The organism is Bradyrhizobium sp. CCGE-LA001, from assembly GCF_000296215.2.
GTDB lineage: Bacteria > Pseudomonadota > Alphaproteobacteria > Rhizobiales > Xanthobacteraceae > Bradyrhizobium.
On record NZ_CP013949.1, the window covers coordinates 780701 to 800951 of the forward strand.

The 20251-nt window shown below is 65.5% G+C and carries 17 protein-coding genes; 5 read left to right on the forward strand and 12 right to left on the reverse strand.

Annotated features, from left to right (window positions below; translation table 11 throughout):
- Nucleotides 1-144 precede the first annotated feature (144 nt).
- Nucleotides 145-771: a glutathione S-transferase family protein gene (locus BCCGELA001_RS03675; RefSeq protein WP_008542611.1), complete on the forward strand. Its 627-nt coding sequence runs from the start codon at nucleotides 145-147 to the stop codon at nucleotides 769-771.
- A 164-nt stretch (nucleotides 772-935) separates the two neighbouring features.
- On the opposite strand, the gene BCCGELA001_RS03680 is transcribed toward BCCGELA001_RS03675, so the two are convergent.
- The 3 genes from BCCGELA001_RS03680 to BCCGELA001_RS03690 form a co-directional block, all read right to left on the reverse strand.
- Nucleotides 936-1571 (reverse strand): LysE family translocator, encoded by a 636-nt coding sequence (locus BCCGELA001_RS03680; protein WP_008542615.1) that lies wholly within the window; start codon nucleotides 1569-1571, stop codon nucleotides 936-938.
- A 160-nt stretch (nucleotides 1572-1731) separates the two neighbouring features.
- A complete protein-coding gene (polA, locus tag BCCGELA001_RS03685; RefSeq protein ID WP_060734646.1) occupies nucleotides 1732-4821 on the reverse strand; it encodes a DNA polymerase I in 3090 nt (1029 codons plus the stop codon).
- A 187-nt stretch (nucleotides 4822-5008) separates the two neighbouring features.
- Complete coding sequence (locus BCCGELA001_RS03690) at nucleotides 5009-6073, reverse strand: acyltransferase family protein (RefSeq protein ID WP_008542629.1); 1065 nt, start codon at nucleotides 6071-6073, stop codon at nucleotides 5009-5011.
- A gap of 203 nt (nucleotides 6074-6276) precedes the next feature.
- On the opposite strand from BCCGELA001_RS03690, the gene BCCGELA001_RS03695 reads away from it, so the two are divergent.
- The 4 genes from BCCGELA001_RS03695 (at nucleotide 6277) to BCCGELA001_RS03710 (ending at nucleotide 12541) form a co-directional block, all read left to right on the forward strand.
- Nucleotides 6277-7593, forward strand: a complete 1317-nt coding sequence (locus BCCGELA001_RS03695) for a UDP-glucose dehydrogenase family protein (protein WP_008542631.1) — start codon at nucleotides 6277-6279, stop codon at nucleotides 7591-7593.
- Between the two features lie 141 nt (nucleotides 7594-7734).
- Nucleotides 7735-10209, forward strand: a complete 2475-nt coding sequence (gene hrpB, locus BCCGELA001_RS03700; protein WP_060734647.1) for an ATP-dependent helicase HrpB — start codon at nucleotides 7735-7737, stop codon at nucleotides 10207-10209.
- A 126-nt stretch (nucleotides 10210-10335) separates the two neighbouring features.
- Nucleotides 10336-10848 (forward strand): TIGR02281 family clan AA aspartic protease, encoded by a 513-nt coding sequence (locus BCCGELA001_RS03705; RefSeq protein WP_008542637.1) that lies wholly within the window; start codon nucleotides 10336-10338, stop codon nucleotides 10846-10848.
- Nucleotides 10849-11041: 193 nt separating this feature from the next.
- On the forward strand, nucleotides 11042-12541 hold the full coding sequence (locus BCCGELA001_RS03710; RefSeq protein ID WP_060734648.1) for a phosphomannomutase/phosphoglucomutase: 1500 nt from the start codon (nucleotides 11042-11044) through the stop codon (nucleotides 12539-12541).
- A gap of 165 nt (nucleotides 12542-12706) precedes the next feature.
- On the opposite strand, the gene BCCGELA001_RS03715 is transcribed toward BCCGELA001_RS03710, so the two are convergent.
- The 9 genes from BCCGELA001_RS03715 to BCCGELA001_RS03755 form a co-directional block, all read right to left on the reverse strand.
- Nucleotides 12707-13216, reverse strand: coding sequence for an Lrp/AsnC family transcriptional regulator (locus BCCGELA001_RS03715; protein ID WP_008542650.1), 510 nt, complete (start codon nucleotides 13214-13216; stop codon nucleotides 12707-12709).
- A 97-nt stretch (nucleotides 13217-13313) separates the two neighbouring features.
- On the reverse strand, nucleotides 13314-14237 hold the full coding sequence (locus BCCGELA001_RS03720; RefSeq protein ID WP_008542652.1) for a sugar kinase: 924 nt from the start codon (nucleotides 14235-14237) through the stop codon (nucleotides 13314-13316).
- A gap of 6 nt (nucleotides 14238-14243) precedes the next feature.
- The gene (nudC, locus tag BCCGELA001_RS03725) at nucleotides 14244-15182 is read right to left on the reverse strand and encodes an NAD(+) diphosphatase (protein ID WP_060734649.1); all 939 of its coding nucleotides are present in this window, start codon (nucleotides 15180-15182) and stop codon (nucleotides 14244-14246) included.
- A 10-nt stretch (nucleotides 15183-15192) separates the two neighbouring features.
- Complete coding sequence (locus BCCGELA001_RS03730) at nucleotides 15193-15612, reverse strand: HIT domain-containing protein (protein WP_008542664.1); 420 nt, start codon at nucleotides 15610-15612, stop codon at nucleotides 15193-15195.
- A 264-nt stretch (nucleotides 15613-15876) separates the two neighbouring features.
- Nucleotides 15877-17004, reverse strand: a complete 1128-nt coding sequence (locus tag BCCGELA001_RS03735) for a muconate cycloisomerase family protein (RefSeq protein WP_060734650.1) — start codon at nucleotides 17002-17004, stop codon at nucleotides 15877-15879.
- Nucleotides 17001-17756 carry an SDR family NAD(P)-dependent oxidoreductase gene (locus BCCGELA001_RS03740; protein WP_060734651.1) on the reverse strand — a complete coding sequence of 252 codons (756 nt, stop codon included), beginning with the start codon at nucleotides 17754-17756 and terminating at the stop codon, nucleotides 17001-17003. Before BCCGELA001_RS03740 ends, BCCGELA001_RS03735 begins: the two co-directional genes overlap by 4 nt.
- The gene (locus BCCGELA001_RS03745) at nucleotides 17756-18550 is read right to left on the reverse strand and encodes an amino acid ABC transporter ATP-binding protein (protein WP_060734652.1); all 795 of its coding nucleotides are present in this window, start codon (nucleotides 18548-18550) and stop codon (nucleotides 17756-17758) included. The genes BCCGELA001_RS03740 and BCCGELA001_RS03745 overlap by 1 nt, the downstream gene beginning before the upstream one ends.
- A complete protein-coding gene (locus tag BCCGELA001_RS03750; RefSeq protein ID WP_008542676.1) occupies nucleotides 18547-19209 on the reverse strand; it encodes an amino acid ABC transporter permease in 663 nt (220 codons plus the stop codon). The genes BCCGELA001_RS03745 and BCCGELA001_RS03750 overlap by 4 nt, the downstream gene beginning before the upstream one ends.
- A gap of 153 nt (nucleotides 19210-19362) precedes the next feature.
- A complete protein-coding gene (locus tag BCCGELA001_RS03755) occupies nucleotides 19363-20208 on the reverse strand; it encodes a transporter substrate-binding domain-containing protein (protein WP_060734653.1) in 846 nt (281 codons plus the stop codon).
- Between the last annotated feature and the right edge of the window lie 43 nt (nucleotides 20209-20251).

Sequence of the window (20251 nt, forward strand, 5' to 3'; positions counted from 1 at the left end):
CGGAATTTATCCGCGACGGACGCGACATTCCAGAGGGGGCAACTGCCGTCAACAGGGATCGGCCATCCCGGCCCGGCGGTTGTGGGGCTGCAACCTTCTGGAGTAGGTGAAGGACGAACCTGTCAGGGGCAAGGAAAACAAGGCATGACCATCGAACTGCACACCTGGAACACGCCGAACGGCCGCAAGATCTCGGTCGCGCTGGAGGAGATGGGGCTGCCCTACAAGGTGATCCCGGTGAACATCACCAAGGGCGAGCAGATGGCTCCTGATTTCCTCAAGCTCTCCCCCAACAACAAGATCCCCGCCATCCTCGACCCCGACGGGCCCGACGGCAAGCCGGTCAGCATCTTCGAATCCGGCGCGATCCTGCTCTATCTCGGCGAAAAGACCGGCAAGTTCCTGCCGAAATCGCTCTCCGCGCGGATCCCGGTGTATGAATGGCTGATGTGGCAGATGGGCGGCTTCGGCCCGATGCCGGGCCAGGTGCACCATTTTATCGCCCTCGAGAACGAGCAGGACCGCGCCTATGGCCTGAAGCGCTACATGGCCGAGACGCGCCGGCTCTATGGCGTGCTCGACCGCCGGCTGGAGGGGTACGACTTCGTCGCCGGCGAGCTCTCGGTCGCCGATTTCGCCATCCTCGGCTGGGCCTGGCGCCACCCCCGCCACAAGGTGGACCTCGCCGATTTCCCCAACGTCAAGCGCTGGTATGAGGCGCTGATGGCGCGCCCGGCGGTGAAGCGGGGGATGGAGGCGAAGCTGGATTGAGGGGGCTTCTTACCCTCTCCCCCTGTGGGAGAGGGTGGCTCGCCGCGAAGCGGCGAGACGGGTGAGGGGTCTCCATCCTCTCGGACAGTCTTGCGCGCAGAGAGAACCCCTCATCCGGCGCTTCGCGCCACCTTCTCCCACAAGGGGAGAAGGAAGAAAGAAGCTCACACCTTCTTCGCTTCCACTGCCATCCGCACGGCGAGGCCGGCCAGCACCGTGCCCATCAGCCAGCGCTGCACCAGCATCCAGCTCGGCCGCCTCGCCAGGAACAGCGCGATCGATCCGGCTGCGAGCGCGATCATCGCATTGACGCTGACGCTGATCGCGATCTGGATCGCGCCGAGCACCACCGACTGCATCAGCACGCTGCCGGCTGTGGGATCGATGAACTGCGGCAGCAGCGCCAGATACAACATCGCGATCTTCGGATTGAGCAGGTTGGTGACGAAGCCCATCGCGAACAATTTGCGCGGGCTGTCGACCGCGAGCTTTCTCACCTGGAACGGCGAGCGCCCGCCTGGCTTCACCGCCTGCCAGGCGAGCCAGAGCAGATAGAACGCGCCGGCAAAGCGCAGCGCGTCATAGGCAAAGGGAATGGCGAGCAGCAGCGCCGTGATGCCGAACGCCGCGCACAGCATGTAGAACACGAAGCCGAGCACGACGCCGCCGAGCGAGACAATGCCGGCCGCAGGCCCTTGCGTGATTGAGCGCGAGATCAGGTAGATCATGTTCGGCCCGGGCGTGAGCACGAGGCCGAGGCAGACGAGGGCGAAGCCGAGCAGGGCGGGGGTATGGGGCATGGGCGAACCGGTGCGGGGGACGGCACGGTTCTAATATGCGCGGGATCGCAGGACCATCGCGCAATTGCTCGGAGAGCAATTGAGTCGGGCGGCATCCTACCCCACGGCCGGTCCGACATCGCGTTTGTGGCAGTACCGGCGCGCCAAGCAGGGAGCGAGACTAATGCGCCTCGTCCCAATTGTTCGCCGCGCGCGCGTCGACATGCAACGGCACCGACAGCAGCACGGCCGGGAATGGTGCATCCTGCATCACCTTCTGCACCACGGGCAGCGTTGCCTCAACCTCCGCGTCCGGCACCTCGAAGATCAGCTCGTCATGCACCTGGAGCAGCATCTGCGCCGACAGCTTCTTCTCGGTGAGCGCGTCCTCGACGCGCGTCATGGCGCGGCGGATGATGTCGGCGGCGGTGCCCTGGAGCCGGGCGTTGATCGCGGCGCGCTCGTTGAAGGCGCGCACCGAGGCGTTGGAGGCCTTGATGTCGGGGTAGTGGCACTTGCGGCCGAACAGCGTGGTGACGTAGCCGTGGTTGCGGCAGAAGTCGCGCGTCTCGTCCATATAGGCGCGGATCCCTGGGAAGCGCTCGAAATATTTCTTGATGTAGGCCGAGGCCTCCTCGCGCGCGATGCCGAGCTGGTTGGCGAGGCCAAACGCGGAGATGCCGTAGATGATGCCGAAATTGATCGCCTTGGCGCGGCGGCGGATCTCGCTCGGCATGCCCTTGATCGGCACGCCGAACATTTCCGACGCCGTCATGGCGTGAATGTCGAGCCCGTCGCGGAACGCCTGCTTCAGCACGGGGATATCCGCGATCTCGGCGAGCAGCCGCAGCTCGATCTGAGAATAGTCGGCCGACACCAGCTTGTGCCCTGGTGTCGCGATGAAGGCGCGGCGGATCTTGCGGCCGTCCTCGGTGCGCACCGGGATGTTCTGCAAATTCGGCTCGTTCGACGACAGCCGCCCCGTGGTGGTCGCGGCCAGCGCGTAAGTCGTGTGGACGCGGTGGGTCTGCGGATTGACGTAGGTCGGCAGCGCGTCGGTGTAGGTCGATTTCAGCTTCGAGACCTGGCGCCACTCCAAAATCTTCTTCGGGAAGTCGTGGCCCTGCTCGGCGAGCTCATCGAGCACCTGGGCGGTGGTCGACCATGCGCCGGTCTTCGTCTTGCTGCCGCCTGATAGTCCCATCTTACCGAACAGGATGTCGCCGATCTGCTTGGGGCTGCCGACATTGACGGGCTCGCCGGCAATCTGCTGGATCTCGGCCTCGACGCGCGCGGCGGTCTGGGCGAAATCGCCGGAGAGACGGGACAGCACCTGGCGGTCGATCGAGATGCCGCGGCGCTCCATGCGCGCGAGCACCGATACCAGCGGTCGCTCCAGCGTCTCGTAGGCGGTGGTCATGTGCTCGGCGACGAGGCGCGGCTTCAGCACGCGCCAGATGCGCAGGGCCATGTCGGCGGCTTCGGCCGACAGCGGCGCGGCCTTGTCGATCGGCACCTGGTCGAAGGTGATCTTGCCTTTGCCGCTGCCGAGCAGCTCGCTCTCCTTCAGCATGGCATGGCCGAACCAGCGCTCGGACAGCTGCTCGATCGCATGCGAGCCGCGGCCTGCATCGAGCACGTAGGAGATCAGCAGCGCATCGTCGATGTTGCGCAGGGTGATGCCGTGCTGCGCCAGCATCACGGCGGTGAACTTGACGTCAAAACCGATCTTGAGAATGCCTGTCGATTCCAGCACCGGCCGCAGCGCTTCGATCGCATCCGCATGCTTGACCTGATCGGGCGCGAGGCCCGCATCGAACAGGCCGGCGCCGCCGCCGGACTGCTTGTGCGCCAGCGGCACATAGCAGGCATCGTTGGGCGCCAGCGCCAGCGCGATGCCGCAAAGGTCGGACTGCATCGGATCGATCGAGTTCGCTCGCGTCTCGATCGCGACATGGCCGGCATCATGGATGCGCGCGATAAAGGCGTTGAGCTCCTTCAGCGTCTTGATCGCCTGGTACTTGGTCCTGTCGACCGGAAGCTTGCGCAACGCCTCTTCGCGCGCGGCCGCGAGCGAGACCGGCGCGCCTTTCGGGCTCGCGGACTTGTCCTCCTTGCTCGCCGATGTGTTGGGCTGGTTCGGGCGGGCCGGTGCCGGCGTTCCGTCGCCCGGCGTGGGCACGACGTCCGAGGGCGGCAGCGGCGAGAACACGCTGGCGCCGCTGGCATAGCCGGGGTCGGCATCGACATTGGCGGGATCGATCTGCGCATACTCGGCGACGCGCCGCGTCAACGTCGTGAACTCCATCGCCTTCAGGAAGGCGATCAGCTTGCGGGCATCGGGCTCGTGCACCGCGAGGTCGTCCAGCGGCACTTCGAGGTCGACCTTGTCGTCGAGCAGGACGAGCTGCCGCGAGATCCGTGCCTTCTCCGCATTCTCGAGCAGCGCCTCGCGCCGCTTCGGCTGCTTGATCTCGCCGGCGCGGAACAGCAATTGATCGAGGTCGCCATATTCGGTGATCAGCTGCGCCGCGGTCTTGATGCCGATGCCGGGCACGCCGGGCACGTTGTCGGTGGAGTCGCCCGCGAGCGCCTGCACCTCGACCACCTTCTCCGGCGGCACGCCGAACTTTTCGATCACCTCGGGGATACCGATGCGCCGGTCCTTCATGGTGTCGTACATGGTGACGCAATCGGCGACGAGCTGCATCAAATCCTTGTCGGAAGACACGATGGTCGCGCTGGCGCCGCGTTCGCAGGCCTGCCGCACATAGGTCGCAATGAGATCATCGGCCTCGAACCCGACTTGTTCCAGGCAGGGCAGGTCGAAGGCGCGGACCGCCTCGCGGATCAGCGCGAATTGCGGGATAAGGTCATCGGGCGCCGGCGGCCGGTGCGCCTTGTAGTCGGGATAGATCTTGTTGCGGAAGGTGATCTCCGACTTGTCGAAGATGATGGCGAGATGCGTGGGCCGGTTGTCCTCGGGCATGTCGCGGAGCAGCTTCCACAGCATGTTGCAGAAGCCGAGCACGGCATTGACCTGGAGGCCGTCGGACTTGCGGTTCAGCGGCGGCAGCGCGTGATAGGCGCGGAAGATGTAGGAGGAACCGTCGACCAGGAACACATGGTCACCCTTGCCGGCCGCCTTCGCCGCAACCGGTTTGGCAGCAGCTGTCGCAGCGGATTTGACCGCGGGCTTGGTGTCGGCGGCCGCATTGGGCGCGGCCTTGGTGTCAGCTTTGGCGGTGGTCTTCGGGGAGGTTTTGGGCATGGCCGCAATGTATGAATTTTTGCGGGCTTTGACAGCCTTCGAGGCGCCAATTTTGGGCTGGTTACGCGACTATCCCCACTGTCATTCCCCGCGAAAGCGGGGAATCCAGTACGCCGCGGCTTCCCGGCTCCATCACTGACGTCTCGGCGTACTGGGTCGCCGGGTCAAGCCGGGCGACGACAAGGAACTACTCCGCCGCCTGCAATACCGGTCCGCTCTTCCTCGGCGCGATCCAGAACGCATCAGGCCGTTCGAACAGGAAGCGTGCATTGAGGCGCAGCGCCACCTGCCAGATCGCCAGTGCGCCGAGCACGCCGGCGATGGTGACGAGCAGCGAGACCGTGCCGATGTCGGGAATGATGCCGGTGCGCAGCAGCAGCGTGCGTGTTGCCGCCATCGGCAGGAAGAAGGCGAGATAGATCGCGATCGAATACTCGCCGCAGAAACGGAGGAAGTTCAGCAATTGCGCGCGCGCGAGCAGCGTGCCGGTGGTGATGATGGCGCAGGCGCCGGCGAAGCCGAGCACGAGAGAGACGATCGCCCACTCGCTGGCGCCCCAGGCGACGAGGCCGGCATTGACCAGCGCCCAGGTCGCGAGCGCTGCAAGCGCAAGCGCCGGGTGGTTACGCGCGCGATCCGACAGCGCGAACACATAGGGCGCGAACAGATAGCCCGAATAGAAATAAACGAAGCGCGAGCAGAACTCGTCGATGACCGTCCAGCCGGTGGTGATGCGCGCGGTCTCCAGTGCGGCGGCGACGAGCCAGATCGCGAGCGGCGGAGCTTTGCGTGTCAGTTTTGTGACGACGAAGAAGATCGGCAGCAGATAGATGAACCACAGCGTGCCGAACGGCTCGACGAAGGATTCCAGATACAGCAAGCCAACGTGATGCCAGCTCGTCTCCGCCGCGAAGGCCGGCGCCTTGAAGCCGAATTGGATTGTCACCCAGACGACATAGAAATAGGCGAAATGGACCACCTTGCGGTCGAGATAGGTGCGCCAGTCCCGATCGATCACCAGCGACAGGAACAGGCCCGAGATCAGGAAGAAGTCCGGCATCCGGAACGGCTTTGCAAAGGCCACGGCGACATGCATGAAGCCGGTCTGACCGGCGGCAAGCTCGACCCCCAGCACCGAATGCATCATCACGACCATGACGATACAGATGCCTTTGGCGTAATCGACCCAGTCGATACGCGCGGCAGTAGGGGCCTTGAGCCCGCCGCCGGCGATTGTGCCCGATCGTGCCATGGTGTTCCTTTTCGAGGCGCCTTCCGCCCCTCCCTGTGTGGCCGCGGGGCAGTTTGGGCCTTAGGAGTTTCCGACTTCTTTACCGGTACAAATCGCGGGCCGGTTTTTGCATGCGGACTGTTCCATGACCGCCGGAAAATGCTACACCGCACCGAATTGAGCTGAATTGGGCTTTCGTTAACCATGCTGGAACGGGATTTTTCATGCGCATTGCGATGATCGGCACAGGCTATGTGGGACTGGTGTCCGGGGCCTGCTTCGCGGATTTCGGCCACGACGTCACCTGCGTCGACAAGGACGAGAAGAAGATCGCGGCGCTCCATCGCGGCGAGATCCCGATCTACGAGCCCGGGCTGGAAGAGCTGGTCGCGAACAATGTGAGAGCCAAGCGGCTCGAATTCACCACCGACCTGTCCAAGCCGGTCGCGGATGCCGATGCCGTGTTCATTGCGGTCGGCACGCCCTCGCGCCGCGGCGATGGCCATGCCGACCTGTCCTATGTCTACGCTGCGGCGAAGGAGATCGCGCAGTCGCTTCAAGGCTTCACCGTCGTCGTGACGAAGTCGACCGTGCCGGTCGGCACCGGCGACGAGGTCGAGCGCATCATCCGCGAAGCCAATCCCAAGGCCGATGTCGTCGTGGCCTCCAACCCCGAATTCCTGCGCGAGGGCGCGGCGATCCGCGACTTCAAGTTCCCCGATCGTGTCGTGGTCGGCACCTCGGACGAGCGCGGCCGCAAGGTGATGGGCGACATCTACCGCCCGCTGTCGCTGAACCAGGCGCCGCTGATGTTCACGGCGCGCCGCACCGCCGAGATGATCAAATACGCGGCGAACGCGTTCCTCGCGACCAAGATCACCTTCATCAACGAGATCGCCGACCTCTCGGAAAAAGCTGGCGCCAACGTCCAGGAGGTCGCGCGCGGCATCGGCCTCGACAACCGCATCGGCACCAAGTTCCTGCATGCCGGCCCCGGCTTCGGCGGCTCGTGCTTCCCAAAGGATACCAAGGCGCTGATCAAGATCGCGCAGGATTACGACGTGAACTTGCGCATCGTCGAATCCGTGCTCGCCGTCAATGAGAACCGCAAGCGCGCGATGGCGCGCAAGGTGAGCCAGGCGCTCGGCGGTTCGCTGCGCGGCAAGACCATCGCGGTGCTCGGCCTCACCTTCAAGCCCGACACGGACGATATGCGTGATGCGCCGTCCATCCCGCTGGTGACGGGTCTGATCGACATGGGTGCAGCCGTGAAGGCATTCGATCCCGTCGGCATGGAGCAGGCCAAAAGTGAGCTGCCCAGCATCACCTATTGCGAGGATGCCTATTCCTGCGCCCAAGGTGCCGATGCTCTCGTCATCGTCACCGAATGGGTCCAGTTCCGCGCGCTCGATCTCGACCGGCTGAAGGCGACCATGGCGCAGCCCGTCGTCGTCGACCTCCGCAACATCTACCGTCCCGAGGAGATGGAAGCCGCGGGCTTCGTCTATGAGAGCGTCGGCCGTCCGGCGGTGCAGGGCTGACAACGACACATGATTGTCATACCCCGCGAAGGCGGGGTATCCAGTAACCCCGATCTTCGTGATGATTGGGATCTGAGTTTACTGGATCAACCGTCGCAGTGCGCAATTGCGCACTAAGCGGATGATGACGGATGCGAGATTTTGCCCCGCAGCTTCGACACGCCTCTCCCGATCGATGCCGTGCTCGACGATCTGTCGCGCACGCTGGAGGCCAGCAACGCCGCTGTGCTGGTGGCCCCTCCCGGCGCCGGCAAGACCACGCGGGTGCCGCTGGCGCTGCTGGATGCGCCCTGGGCCACGGGCAAGAAGATCATCGTGCTGGAGCCGCGCCGCATCGCCGCGCGCGCCAGCGCCGACCGTATGGCCAAATCGCTCGGCGAGCGCGCCGGCGAGACCGTCGGCTACCGCGTCCGCTTCGGTTCGAAAATATCGCGCGCGACGCGCATTGAAGTCGTGACCGAAGGCATCTTCACTCGCCAGATCCTCGATGATCCCGAGTTGTCAGGCATCGCTGCCATCCTGTTCGACGAATTCCACGAGCGATCGCTCGACGCCGACATGGGCCTCGCACTGGCGCGCGATGCGCAAACCGGCTTGCGTGAGGACCTGCGCATCCTCGTGATGTCGGCGACGCTCGACGGCGCGCGCGTGGCAAAGCTGCTCGGCGATGCCCCCGTCGTCGAGAGCGAAGGCCGCGCCTTTCCGGTCGAGACGCGCTATCTCGGCCGCAAGGCGGACGCTCCGATCGAGCGGCAGATGGCGGATGCGATCGCGTCCGCGCTGCGCGCCGACAGCGGCTCGGTGTTGGCATTCCTGCCGGGCGCCGCCGAAATCCGCCGCACCCAGAATTTCCTCGGCGAACGCGTGCAGGACGCCAGCATCGAGATCGTGCCGCTGTTCGGGGCGCTCGATGCCGCGGTGCAGGACCGCGCCATCGCACCGGCGCCAAAGGGCACGCGCAAGGTGGTGCTGGCGACGTCGATTGCGGAGACCTCGCTCACCATCGAAGGCGTTCGCATCGTCGTCGATTCCGGTCTCGCGCGCGTGCCGCGCTATGAACCCGACATCGGCCTGACCCGGCTCGAGACCGTGCGCGCCTCGCGCGCGGCGGTGGATCAGCGCCGCGGCCGCGCCGGCCGCACCGAGCCCGGGGTCTGCTACCGGCTCTGGGACGAGCCGCAGACGGCTTCGCTCGCGCCCTACACCCAGCCGGAAATCCTCAGCGCCGATCTGTCCTCCCTGGTGCTCGATCTCGCGCAATGGGGCGTCGCCGATCCTGCCGCGCTGTCGTTCCTCGATCCGCCGCCGCAGCCGGCCTGGAAGGAAGCGAAAAGCCTGCTCGCCGAGCTCAACGCGCTCGATGGCGACGGCCGTATCACGGCCGAAGGCAAGAGCCTGCGCGCACTGGCGCTGCCGCCGCGGCTGGCGCGCATGGTCGTGGATTCGCATCGTGCCGGCTGCGGCGAAGCCGCGGCGGAGATCGCCGCGATCATCACCGAGCGCGGGCTTGGCGGCGACAGCGTCGATCTCGAACACCGGCGCGACCAGTTCCGCCGCGACCGCTCGCCGCGCGCTTCGAGTGCGCGCGATCTGGCGCGGCGCTGGGCCGCGCAGGTCGCGGCGTCGGAGAAGGCTGGGCCGCAGGAGGATCTCACCACCGGCCTGATGCTCGCTTATGCCTTTCCAGACCGCGTCGCGCGCAATCGCGGCAATGGCAGCTTCGTGCTGGCCAATGGCCGCGGCGCGTCCGTCGAGCAGAGCTCCTCGCTCGCCCGTGCGCCCTATATCGCGATCGGCGAGATGACGGGGACGGCAGCAAGCGGACGCATCCTGCTCGCCGCGCAGATCACCCAGGACGAGATCGAGAGCCATTTCGCCGAGCATATCGAGAGCACGGAAGACGTCTCGTTCGATCGCGGCGCGATGGCGCTGCGGGCGCGGCGCAAGCGCGTGCTGCACGCCATCACGCTGTCCGAGGCGACACTCGCCGTGTCGCCTTCGGAGGACACCGCGCGCATCTTCGCCGACGGGCTGATTGCTGCCGGTCTCGACCGGCTGCCCTGGTCGAAAGCCGCCAAGCAATGGCGCGATCGCGTGATGTTCCTGCGCAAGGCCGAAGGCGACAGCTGGCCCGACCTGTCAGACGACGGATTGATCGCACGCCGCGACGAATGGCTGGTGCCGGCTCTCTACGACAAGGTCGCGCTCAAGGACGTCTCCGCCGGTGATCTCTCCGACGCCCTGATGGCTCTGTTGCCCTGGGAGATGCGCGCGCGGCTCGACCGCGAAGCACCGACGCATTTCGAGGCGCCGACCGGAAGCGTGCTCGCGATCGACTATGAGGCCGAGCAGGGGCCGACCATCGCGGTGCGGCTGCAGGAACTGTTCGGCCTCAACACCCACCCCTCAATTGCCGCGGGCAAGGTGCCGCTGGTGCTGGAATTGCTGTCGCCGGCGCAGCGTCCGGTGCAGGTGACGCGCGATCTCCCCGGCTTCTGGCGCGGCAGTTACGCCGCCGTGCGCTCCGACCTGCGCGGCCGCTATCCGCGCCATCCCTGGCCGGACGATCCCGCCAACGCGCTGCCGACAAGGCGGGCGAAGCCGCGCGGGACGTGAGAACTCCCGGCCGCATTAACCGTCCGCTCATCCTTTTCGTCAAAATGGCACATACGGCGGCGCGCCTTCGCTCGCGGAGGGGCGTGCCGCGTGGTGAAATCGGGCTTTCGGCTCGGAAGTGGTGTGATGCGTAACATAGTGATCTTCGCAGCCGTCATGATCGGCCTCGGCACTTTCATGGCCCAGATGGCGGACAAGATGAGCTCCGCCTCCGCCACCTCGGTGCCGCGCACGACGGTGGCCGTCGCCTCCACCGCGCCGGCGGGCGGCCGCAACCTGGTCCTCTCTCGCGACGTCCGCGGGCATTTCCAGGCCGAGGGCCGCATCGAGGGCCAGCGCATCGGCTTCATGGTCGATACCGGCGCGTCCGTCGTTGCGCTGAACGAGACCTCGGCCGCACGCTTCGGCCTGCGCCCCTCGCGCAGCGACTACACCGCCACCGTCTCCACCGCCAACGGCACCATCAAGGCCGCGCGCACCCGCATCGCCATGCTCGAGGTCGGCGGCCTCATCGTGCGCGACGTCGACGCCATGGTGCTGCCGGACACAGCGCTCTCGGAGAACCTGCTCGGCCTCTCCTTCCTGTCTCGCCTGAAGCGCTTCGAATACGCCAACGGCCAGATGGTGCTGGAGCAGTAGGCGCGGCCCGCACGTTCGTCCGACTGTCATTTTCAAAGATAATCTCTTCGCCCTGACCGCCTCCGCGGCAACGTTTCTTCGTTACCAAACTGCCGCAATTATCGGCCATAAGCCTTCATTCCCGCCTTTCGTTGCGGCCTGGCTTTCGCTAAGGCTGCAACAAATCCTGCCCCCTTTTCACGAGACCGCCTCAATGTTCCCGAAGCCGAAATCCGCATTGTTGCCCAACACCTACGCCTTCGAATCCGAGCCGATGGTGAAGCCGACGGGCTTTCGCGAGTATGACGCGCGCTGGTTGTTCCAGAAGGAAATCAACCTGATGGGTGTGCAGGCGCTCGGCATGGGGCTGGGCGCGCTGATCGCCGAGCTTGGCGTCAAGCAGGAGATCGTTACCGGCCATGATTTCCGCGGCTATTCGGCCTCGATCAAATATGCGCTGATCTCCGGCCTGATGGCGGCGGGATGCAAAGTGCACGACATCGGCCTTGCGGTGACGCCGATGGCCTATTTCGCGCAGTTCGACCTCGACGTGCCCTGCGTCGCCATGGTCACGGCCTCGCACAACGACAATGGCTGGACCGGCGTGAAGATGGGCGCCAACCGCCCGCTGACCTTCGGTCCCGACGAGATGACGCGGCTGAAGCAGATCGTTCTGAACGCGGAGTTCAACAACAAGGCGGGCGGCTCTTACCAGTTCCACGAGAATTATCCGGCGCGCTACATCGCCGATCTCACCAATCGTCCCAAGCTGACGCGCAAGCTCAAAGTGGTCGCGGCCTGCGGCAACGGCACCGCCGGCGCGTTCGCGCCGCAGGTGCTGGAGGCGATCGGCTGCGAGGTGATCCCGCTCGACACCGACCTCGACCACACCTTCCCGAAATACAATCCCAACCCCGAGGACATGGAGATGCTGCACGCGATCCGCGATGCGGTGCTGCATCACAAGGCCGATGTCGGCCTCGGCTTCGACGGCGACGGCGACCGCTGCGGGGTCGTCGACAACACCGGCGAGGAGATCTTTGCCGACAAGGTCGGCGTGATGCTGGCGCGCGACATGTCGGCGATCCACAAGGACGCGCAGTTCATCGTCGACGTGAAGTCGACCGGCCTGTTCGTCACCGATCCGGTGCTGCAGAAGCAGGGCGCCAAGACCGCCTATTGGAAGACCGGCCACTCCTACATGAAGCGCCGCACCAACGAGACGGGCGCGCTCGCGGGCTTCGAGAAGTCCGGCCATTTTTTCTTCAACAAGCCGTATGGCCGTGGCTATGACGACGGCCTGGTTTCGGCGATCGCGATCTGCGACATGCTCGACCGCGCGCCGGGCAAGTCGATGGCCGATCTGAAGAATGCGCTGCCGAAGACCTGGTCGTCGCCGACCATGTCGCCGCACTGCGCCGACGAGACCAAATACGGCGTCATCGACAAGGTGGTGAAGCACTTCGAAGGTTTGCAGGCGAAGGGTGTCAAGATCGGCGATCAGGCGATCCGCGATCTCGTCACTGTCAACGGTGTGCGCGTCACGGTGGAAGACGGCAGCTGGGGCCTGGTGCGCGCCTCCTCCAACAAGCCCGAGCTCGTCGTCGTGGTCGAGAGCCCGGTTTCCGAGCAGCGCATGCACGACATGTTCGAGATGGTGAACAGCGTGCTGCGCACGCATCCCGAAGTCGGCGAGTACAATCAGAAGATTTGAGATAGCGCCCTTACGGGACCACTGAAGTCGCCACGCACACCGCCGTCATGCCCCGCGAAGGCGGGGCATCCAGTACGCCGCAGCTTCTCGATTCGATCGCAGGCGTCACGGTGTACTGGATCGCCCGGTCCAAGCCGGGCGATGACAGCTTCCATGTGGCGCGACCTAAGCCGCCACCACCGCCGGGATCGGCAGCGCGGTGACCGACTTGATCTTCTCCATGGCGAAGCGCGAGGTGACGTTCTTCAGCGGCACGGCGCTGATCAGCTTCTTGTAGAACACGTCATAGGCCTGCATGTCCGCGACCACGACGCGCAGCATGTAGTCGACGTCGCCGGCCATGCGGTAGAACTCCATCACCTCCGGCATGGCGCTGACGGCTTCGGCGAACCGCTTCAGCCAGGCGTCGGAATGGTCGGAGCTCTCGACCGACACGAACACGGAGATGCCGAGCCCGATCTTGTTCTGGTCGACGAGCGCGACGCGCTTGATGATCACGCCGTCGGCCTCCAGCCGCTGAATGCGCTTCCAGCAGGGGGTCGAGGACAGGCCGACGCGGTCGCCGATCTCGGCGACGGAAAGGGAGGCATCTTCCTGGAGTACCATCAGGATCTTGCGGTCGATGGCATCGAGGCGGCGGCTGGTCTCGGGGATCTGGACGGCAAGGTCGGTCATTTGAAGAACTTTGTTCCATTTCAAGGGTCTATTTCCCTGATATAGAGAAAATCATTCCCCAGCAAGCCCATAATCTTGGCGCAACAGTGGAATCGCTCTAGAGCTTGCCTTGCAAAAACTCTTCAACTTCAATGCGTTGCGGGGCGGCCAGACCGCCGCCATGGCGTGTGCATTTCAGCGCTGCCGCGGCCGCGGCGAATCGCAGCGCCTCCCGCAGCCCCTTACCCTCGGCGAGGCCAAGGGCGAAGGCGCCGTGGAAAACGTCGCCGGCGCCGAGCGTGTCGACCGCCCGAACCGGGAAAGCCGCCGTCTCTTCCAGCTCGCCTACGTCGTTCAGCCAGATCGTGCCGCGCGGGCCGCGCGTGGCGGCGAGGAAGGCCGGCGTCAGCGCAGCCAGGTGCTGCAAGGCCGCGCCATCGTCGGCAATGCCGGCGGTCTCTTGCAGCTGTTCGCTGGCGAACAGCAGATGTGAGGCGGTCGTGAGCAGGCCGTCCTGCAACGCCATGGCGCGATCGACGCCAACGATGACGGGAATGCCGCGCCGGCGCGCCTCAGTGCAGAGCGACGTCGCGAACGCGCTGCAGCGGCTTTCGACGAGCACCGCCCGGCAATCGGCGAGCAGTTCGGCGGGGTCGGGCAGCGTCACCGTCCACAACGCGGGATCGCGATAGATCGTCAGCGTCCGCTCGCCGGAGGGCTCGATCAAGATCGCCGAAACCGGCGTGGTCGCATCAGGCATGCGCACGATGTGTGTCGTGTCGATGCCTTCAGCCGCCATCCGGTCGAGGATGAAGCCGCTCGAGGTCTCCCCCGCATCGCCCATCGGCCCCACGAACGCGACGCGGCCGCCGAGCCGCGCGATGGCGATCGCCGCATTGAGCGCGTTGCCGCCGCAGATCTCGGCGAGATGGCTGGCGTTCGACTTGCTGCCGCGCGCGGGCACGGCCTCGACCCGAAAGGTCAGGTCGCGCACGGGAATGCCGATGCAGAGGATGCGCGGCGGAATCCCGGATGGCACCATCTGCGGTCAGCTCTTGTCGTGCACCCAGCGGCCGAGCAGATGATGGGCGATGGCGAAGGGATGCGGGCCGGCGAGTCCGTCCGGATGCGTCCGCGTCAGCATCTTTGCGGCCTCCTCGCGCGTGAACCAGCGCGCATCCTCCAGCTCGGAATGGTCGACCACGACGTCCTCGCTCACGGCCCGCGCGCTGCAGCCGATCATTAGCGACGACGGATAGGGCCAGGGCTGGGTCATGTAATATTGCACATCGGTACAGCGGATGCCGGACTCCTCAAAGATCTCGCGGCGGACCGCGTCCTCGATGGTCTCGGCCGCCTCGACGAAGCCGGCGAGGCAGGAATACATGCCCGGCGGAAAGTGCTTCTGGCGACCGAGCAGGCATTTGTCACCGGAGGCGACCAGCATGATCACGACCGGGTCGGTGCGCGGAAAATGCTCGGCCTTGCAGCTCGGGCAGTCGCGCTTCCAGCCGCCTTCCTTCATCGCGGTGCGCGTGCCGCAATTGGCGCAATAGCCGTGGCGCTGATGCCAGCTCACCATCGACTTCGCCATTGCCACGGCCGAGAGCTCTTCGGGCGGGATCGCGCCCTGCATCGCCATGCCGCGCAGCTCGGTCACGGTGTAGTCGGCGCCGCCGACCAGCTTCTCGGCGGCGGCCTGCGACAGGCCCATGCCGAACACGGCCGCGCCGTCGCGAAGCCCGAGGAACACCGTGCCGGGATTGGCGCCGCATTTCAGCGCTTCGTCGATCGAGAGCAGCGCGCGCACCTTCTCGCCCTCGTGCTTCACCAGCAGCGAGTCGCGATAGACCACATAGGCGCGCGAGGAGGGTTTCTGCTCCATCGCAAATAGCTTCTCGTCGTCGCGGCGCAGATGCGCGGCGCGGTCGAGGACATTGGTGACGAAGGCCGGCTGCCCCAGCGGAAACGCGTCGAATGCTGTCATCTTTGTTCTTTCAACCCAACCAGATCTTGCGGCGGAGCGCGCTGATGAAATTCTGCACTTCGTTGGCGTCATGCGCCAGCGGCGGCATCACGCCCCACACCGGCCGCGGCCAAGCCGCGTCGCTGGTGCGGCGTGCGATGATGTGAACATGAAGCTGCGGCACCAGATTGCCGAGGGCTGCGACATTGAGCTTGTCGCATTTGGTGATCTCCTTCAGCGCGCGCGAGACGCGGGAGATCTCGGTCATCAGCTGCGCTTGCTGCACCTCGTCGAGATCGATGATCTCGACCGCCTCAGGCCGCCGCGGCACCAGCAGCAGCCAGGGATAATGTGCGTCCTTGATGACCAGCACCTTCGACAGCGGCAGATCGCCGATGTCGATTGTGTCCTCCTTCAGGCGGGAATGCAGCGACCAGGCGGGTTCGGGCATAGGCGTTTCCGGATGGCCCGATGGGACGGGCGTGTTGGGCCCGACCATACGACAGCGATTCCGATAGGGGAAGGATTGGGCCCCGCTGTCACCGCATATACGGTCGTCGTCCCGGACAAGCGTAGCGAAGCGGAGCGCCGATCCGGGACCCATAACCACAGGGAGAAGTGTGGCCAAGACTCTTGGTTGCCAGCTCGCGCAACAACCTCTGTCTGTGGCTATGGATTCCGGGCTCGCGCTGCGCGCGCCCCGGAATGACGGAAACTACCCCTGCGCAATCACCCTTGCATTGGCGCGGATCGAGGCTTCGCTCACACGAATGCCGAGGCCTGGCCCGTCGGGCACCACGACATGACCTCCGCGATTGGCGACGCGCTCTTCCAGCACGTCCTCGGTCAGAACATGATGCGGCATGTAGAATTCGCAGCCGAGCGAGATGCCTTGTGTCGCCGCGATCAGCTGCGTGCCGGCGGCTAGCCCAATGCCGCCTTCCCACAGCGTGCCGCCGTAGCCGGGCAGGCCGGCGATGTCGGCGATCGCCATGATCGCCTGCGCCTCGAACAGGCCGCCGGCCTTCATCAATTTGATCGAGACGGCATCGGCCGCCTCGCGGCGCACCACCTCCATCATGTCGCGGCGGTCGAAGCAGCTTTCGTCGGCGAGCACGGGTGTCTCCATCGCCGCGGTGAGCTGCGCCATCACGTCAAGATATTTGCGCGGCACCGGCTGCTCGATGAAGGTCGGTGAAAACTCTTCGACGTCGCGCAGGATTTTGATAGCGCCGAACGGCGCCAGCGCCTGGTTGTAGTCGACGCGCAGGTCCACCTTGTCGCCGAATTCCTCCCGGATCGCTTCGAGATGCGCGAGGTCCTCGCGATGCGCCTTCACGCCCGTCTTGACCTTGTAGATCACGTTGCCGTCTGGAACCATCTGCCGCATGCGCTCGAGATCGGCGGCGAAGTCGGGATCGGCGATCGAGAAGGAGAGGGGGATGGTGTCGCGCACGCGGCCGCCGAGGAGATCGGCGACCGAGAGCCCCGATGACTTGCCGACGATGTCGAGCAGCGCCATCTCGATCGCGACTTTCGCTTCGGCATGGCCGACCAGCGCGCGGTCGAGCTCGGCCATCAGCGCGCGGATGCGGCGCACCGGCTTGCCGAGCACGATGGGACGCAAGTAGATGTCCAGTGCCGAGAACGCCGCCTCCGGCGTTCCCGTGAACACTTCCCACGGCGCGGCCTCGCCCCAGCCGATCACACCGTCACTGGACGTGAGCTCGATCAGCACGCGCTTGACCGTGCCCTTGACGTTGCCGACGCCCTGCAGGCGCGCCATCTTGATTGGGCTCTCGATCAGGAACAGCCTGAGACGTTCGATGGTCGCTTCGCTCATGTCAGGCCTCCATTGACGTGCCAGACCTGGCCGGTGACGTAGGATGCTTTTGGGGATGCCAGGAAGGCGATGATCTCGGCGACTTCCTCGGGTCGGCCGCGGCGGCGCATCGGGATCAGCGCTTCGGTCGCCGCAATCTGCTCGGGCGATAGCCGGCTCTCGCTCGGCTTGTCCTTGACGATGAGGCCCGGCGACACCGCATTGACGGTGATGCCGTCTTTCGCAAGTTCGACGGCGGTGAGGCGCACCAGCGCTTCCAGCGCGGAGCGGCTTGCCGCGGTTGCCGCGAACGGCGCGAATTCGGGCCGGATGGCGTGCGCCACGAAGGATGACACCGCCACGATGCGCGCGTCTTGCCCCGCGCGCAGCAGAGGCAGCGCCGCTTCGACCATTCGCGTGAAGGCCAGCGCGGATTCATCCATGGCTTGGCGGAACTGATCCGCCGGCGTGCCGATCGCGCTGCCGCGGCGGGCATGGCCGCCGACCAGGATCAATCCGTCGAGCCGGCCGAAGGCGGCTTTTGCGGCGGCGATGGCCTCGGTCGTCGCAGTCCCCTCGGCGAGGTCGCCAAGGCATTTTGCCACCACGGCGCCTTTCGCTTCGGCATCCGAGGCCGTGGCGGCGAGGCCTTCTGCGCTCGCGCGTGTGTGGAGCAGCAGCCCAGTGCCGGGGGCGGCGAGCAGTTTTGCAGTGGCCCGGCCGATGCCGCTGGCGGCGCCGGTGACGAGAAAGACGCGTTCGAGATCAGGCATCACGATGTCGCATTGGCCGGCGGCAACGCGCCGGTGCGGTGGAAGTGGCTGAGGAAGGCTCGTGTGGCGGCTTGCTGCGGGTTATCGATGACCTGCCGCGCCGGGCCTTCCTCGACGACGACGCCGTCGCGCATGAAGATGAGGCAGTCGGCGACCTCGCGGGCGAAGGCGATCTCGTGGGTCACGATCACCATGGTCATGCCTTCGGAGGCCAGTTGCTGGATCACGCTCAGGACCTCGCCGACCAATTCAGGGTCGAGCGCGGAGGTCGCCTCGTCGAACAGCATGACATCGGGCTCCATCGCGAGCGCCCGCGCGATCGCGACGCGCTGCTTCTGGCCGCCGGAGAGCGTTGCCGGATATTGGTCCGCTTTTTCCGCAAGGCCGACCTTGGCAAGCTGCGCGCGCGCGAGCTTCTCGGCATCCGCCTTCGCCATGCGCCGCACCGTGACCGGTCCTTCCATGACGTTCTGCAGCGTCGTCATGTGCGGGAACAGGTTGAAGTGCTGGAACACCATGCCGGTGGTGGCGCGGAATTTTGCGAGAGTCTTCACATCGGGGAGCTTGGTACCTTCACCGAAGGCAAAGCGCGTGTCGCCGACGCGGACGCTGCCGCCGTCGGGGACGACCAGCAGGTTGATGCAGCGGAGCAGGGTGGACTTGCCCGAGCCTGACGGGCCGATCAGCGCGACGACGCCGGCCTTGGCGACGTCGAGATTGATGTTCTTCAGGACCTCGTTGCTGCCAAAGCTCTTGCGAAGGCTGCGGATCTCGATCTTCGACGTATCGCTCATTCGCTCACCGCCAGTCGCTTCTCGCCGCGCCGGACGAGGATGGTGAGCGGGATCAGGATCGCCGCATAGGCGACCGCGACCGCGGTGTAGGTCTCCAGCGGCCGGTAGCTGTCATGGGCGGCGACCTGGCTCTGATAGACGAGGTCGGGCACCGCCAGCACCGAGACCAGCGAGGTGTTCTTGAACTGGATGATCGACTGGTTCATCAGCGCCGGGATCATGCGCTTGATCGCCTGCGGCAGCACGATGCGGCGCATGGTCTGGATCGGCGTCATGCCGAGCGCGGCGCCGGCTTCGGACTGGCCGCGGTCGATCGAGATGATGCCGCCGCGGATGATCTCGGAATAGAACGAGCCGCCATAGAGCGAAAGCGCCAGCGCGGAAGCCGTGATCGGCGTCATCTCGACGCCGGCGAGGATCGGCAGCGCGTAATAGAACCAGATCAGCTGCACCAGGATCGGCGTGCAGCGGAACGCCTCGATGAAGGCGAGCGCGGCGATGCGCAGCGCCCGAAAGCGCGACAGACTGCCGAACGCACCCAGCAGGCCGAACAGCAGCCCGCACACCACGATGACCACGGTGAAGCCGACGGTGACGCCGAGCCCGTTGAGAAAGAGCCAGCGATAGCTCCAGAGGATGCCGAAGTCCCACTGATACATGCGTATTAACTCGTACCCGATGTCAGCTCAGAAACTCGCCGTCATGCCCGGGCTTGTCCCGGGCATCCACGTTCTCTGTGCCGCGGGGAAGACGTGGATGGCCGGGACAAGCCCGGCCATGACGGTGCGGATGCTTCAGGCGCTCAATACATCTTACAACGACACGCCCGGCGGAATGTCCGCTTCCGTCACGCCCACCAGCTCCATGTTGGTGATGATCGCGTTGCGGATGAAGCCGAGGCCCTTGTTGAAGTCGATCCAGGTGTTGACGTAGTCGCGCCAGGTCTTGTCGGCCTCGCGGCGGAAGCCGGCATTCGACGTGGTGGCGAAGATCGGCGTCGGCAGCACGAGCTGGCCGAGCGACGGGTTCTTCTTCAGCACGGTCAGCGACAGCATGGTGATCAGGCATTGCGCATCGACGCGGCCGGTCTGCAGCGCGGCGGTGGCCTCGTCGGCGGTCTTCAGCCGCGTGATCTGCGCCTTCGGTGTCAGGCGGCTGACGACCTGGTCGTGCGAGGAGCCCTGGTCGACGGCGATCTTGATGTCGGGCGAGTTCAGCTCGGCCCAGGTCTTCGGCTTGAAGTCCTTCTTGCAGAGGATGGCGAAGGCGTTGTTGAAGACCGGCACCGAGAAGTCGACCACCAGCGCACGCTTCGGGGTCGGGTTGAGGCCGAAGAAGATGTCGATTTTGTTGGCCTGGAGGTCGAGCACCGAATTGCCCCAGGTGGTCTCGGTGATCTCGAGCTCGGCCTCCATGTCGTCGGCGAGCCCCTTGGCGATGTCGATGTAGAAGCCCTTCCACTGCCCGGAGGTGAGGTCCTTCATGTAATAGGGCGCGCCGCCGCCGACGGCGCCGATCCGCATCTTCTTGGTCCGGCGGATGCGGGCGAAGGTCGATTCGTTCGGATCGGCCGTCTGCGCCACCGCCGGGGCAGCCAGCGTGGCCGCAGCCATTGCGCCAAGTCCGACAATCGATGCGACATCACGACGTGTAACCATTTGAGAATCGCTTTTCTGGCTGGATGAAGGTGTGATGGCTCCC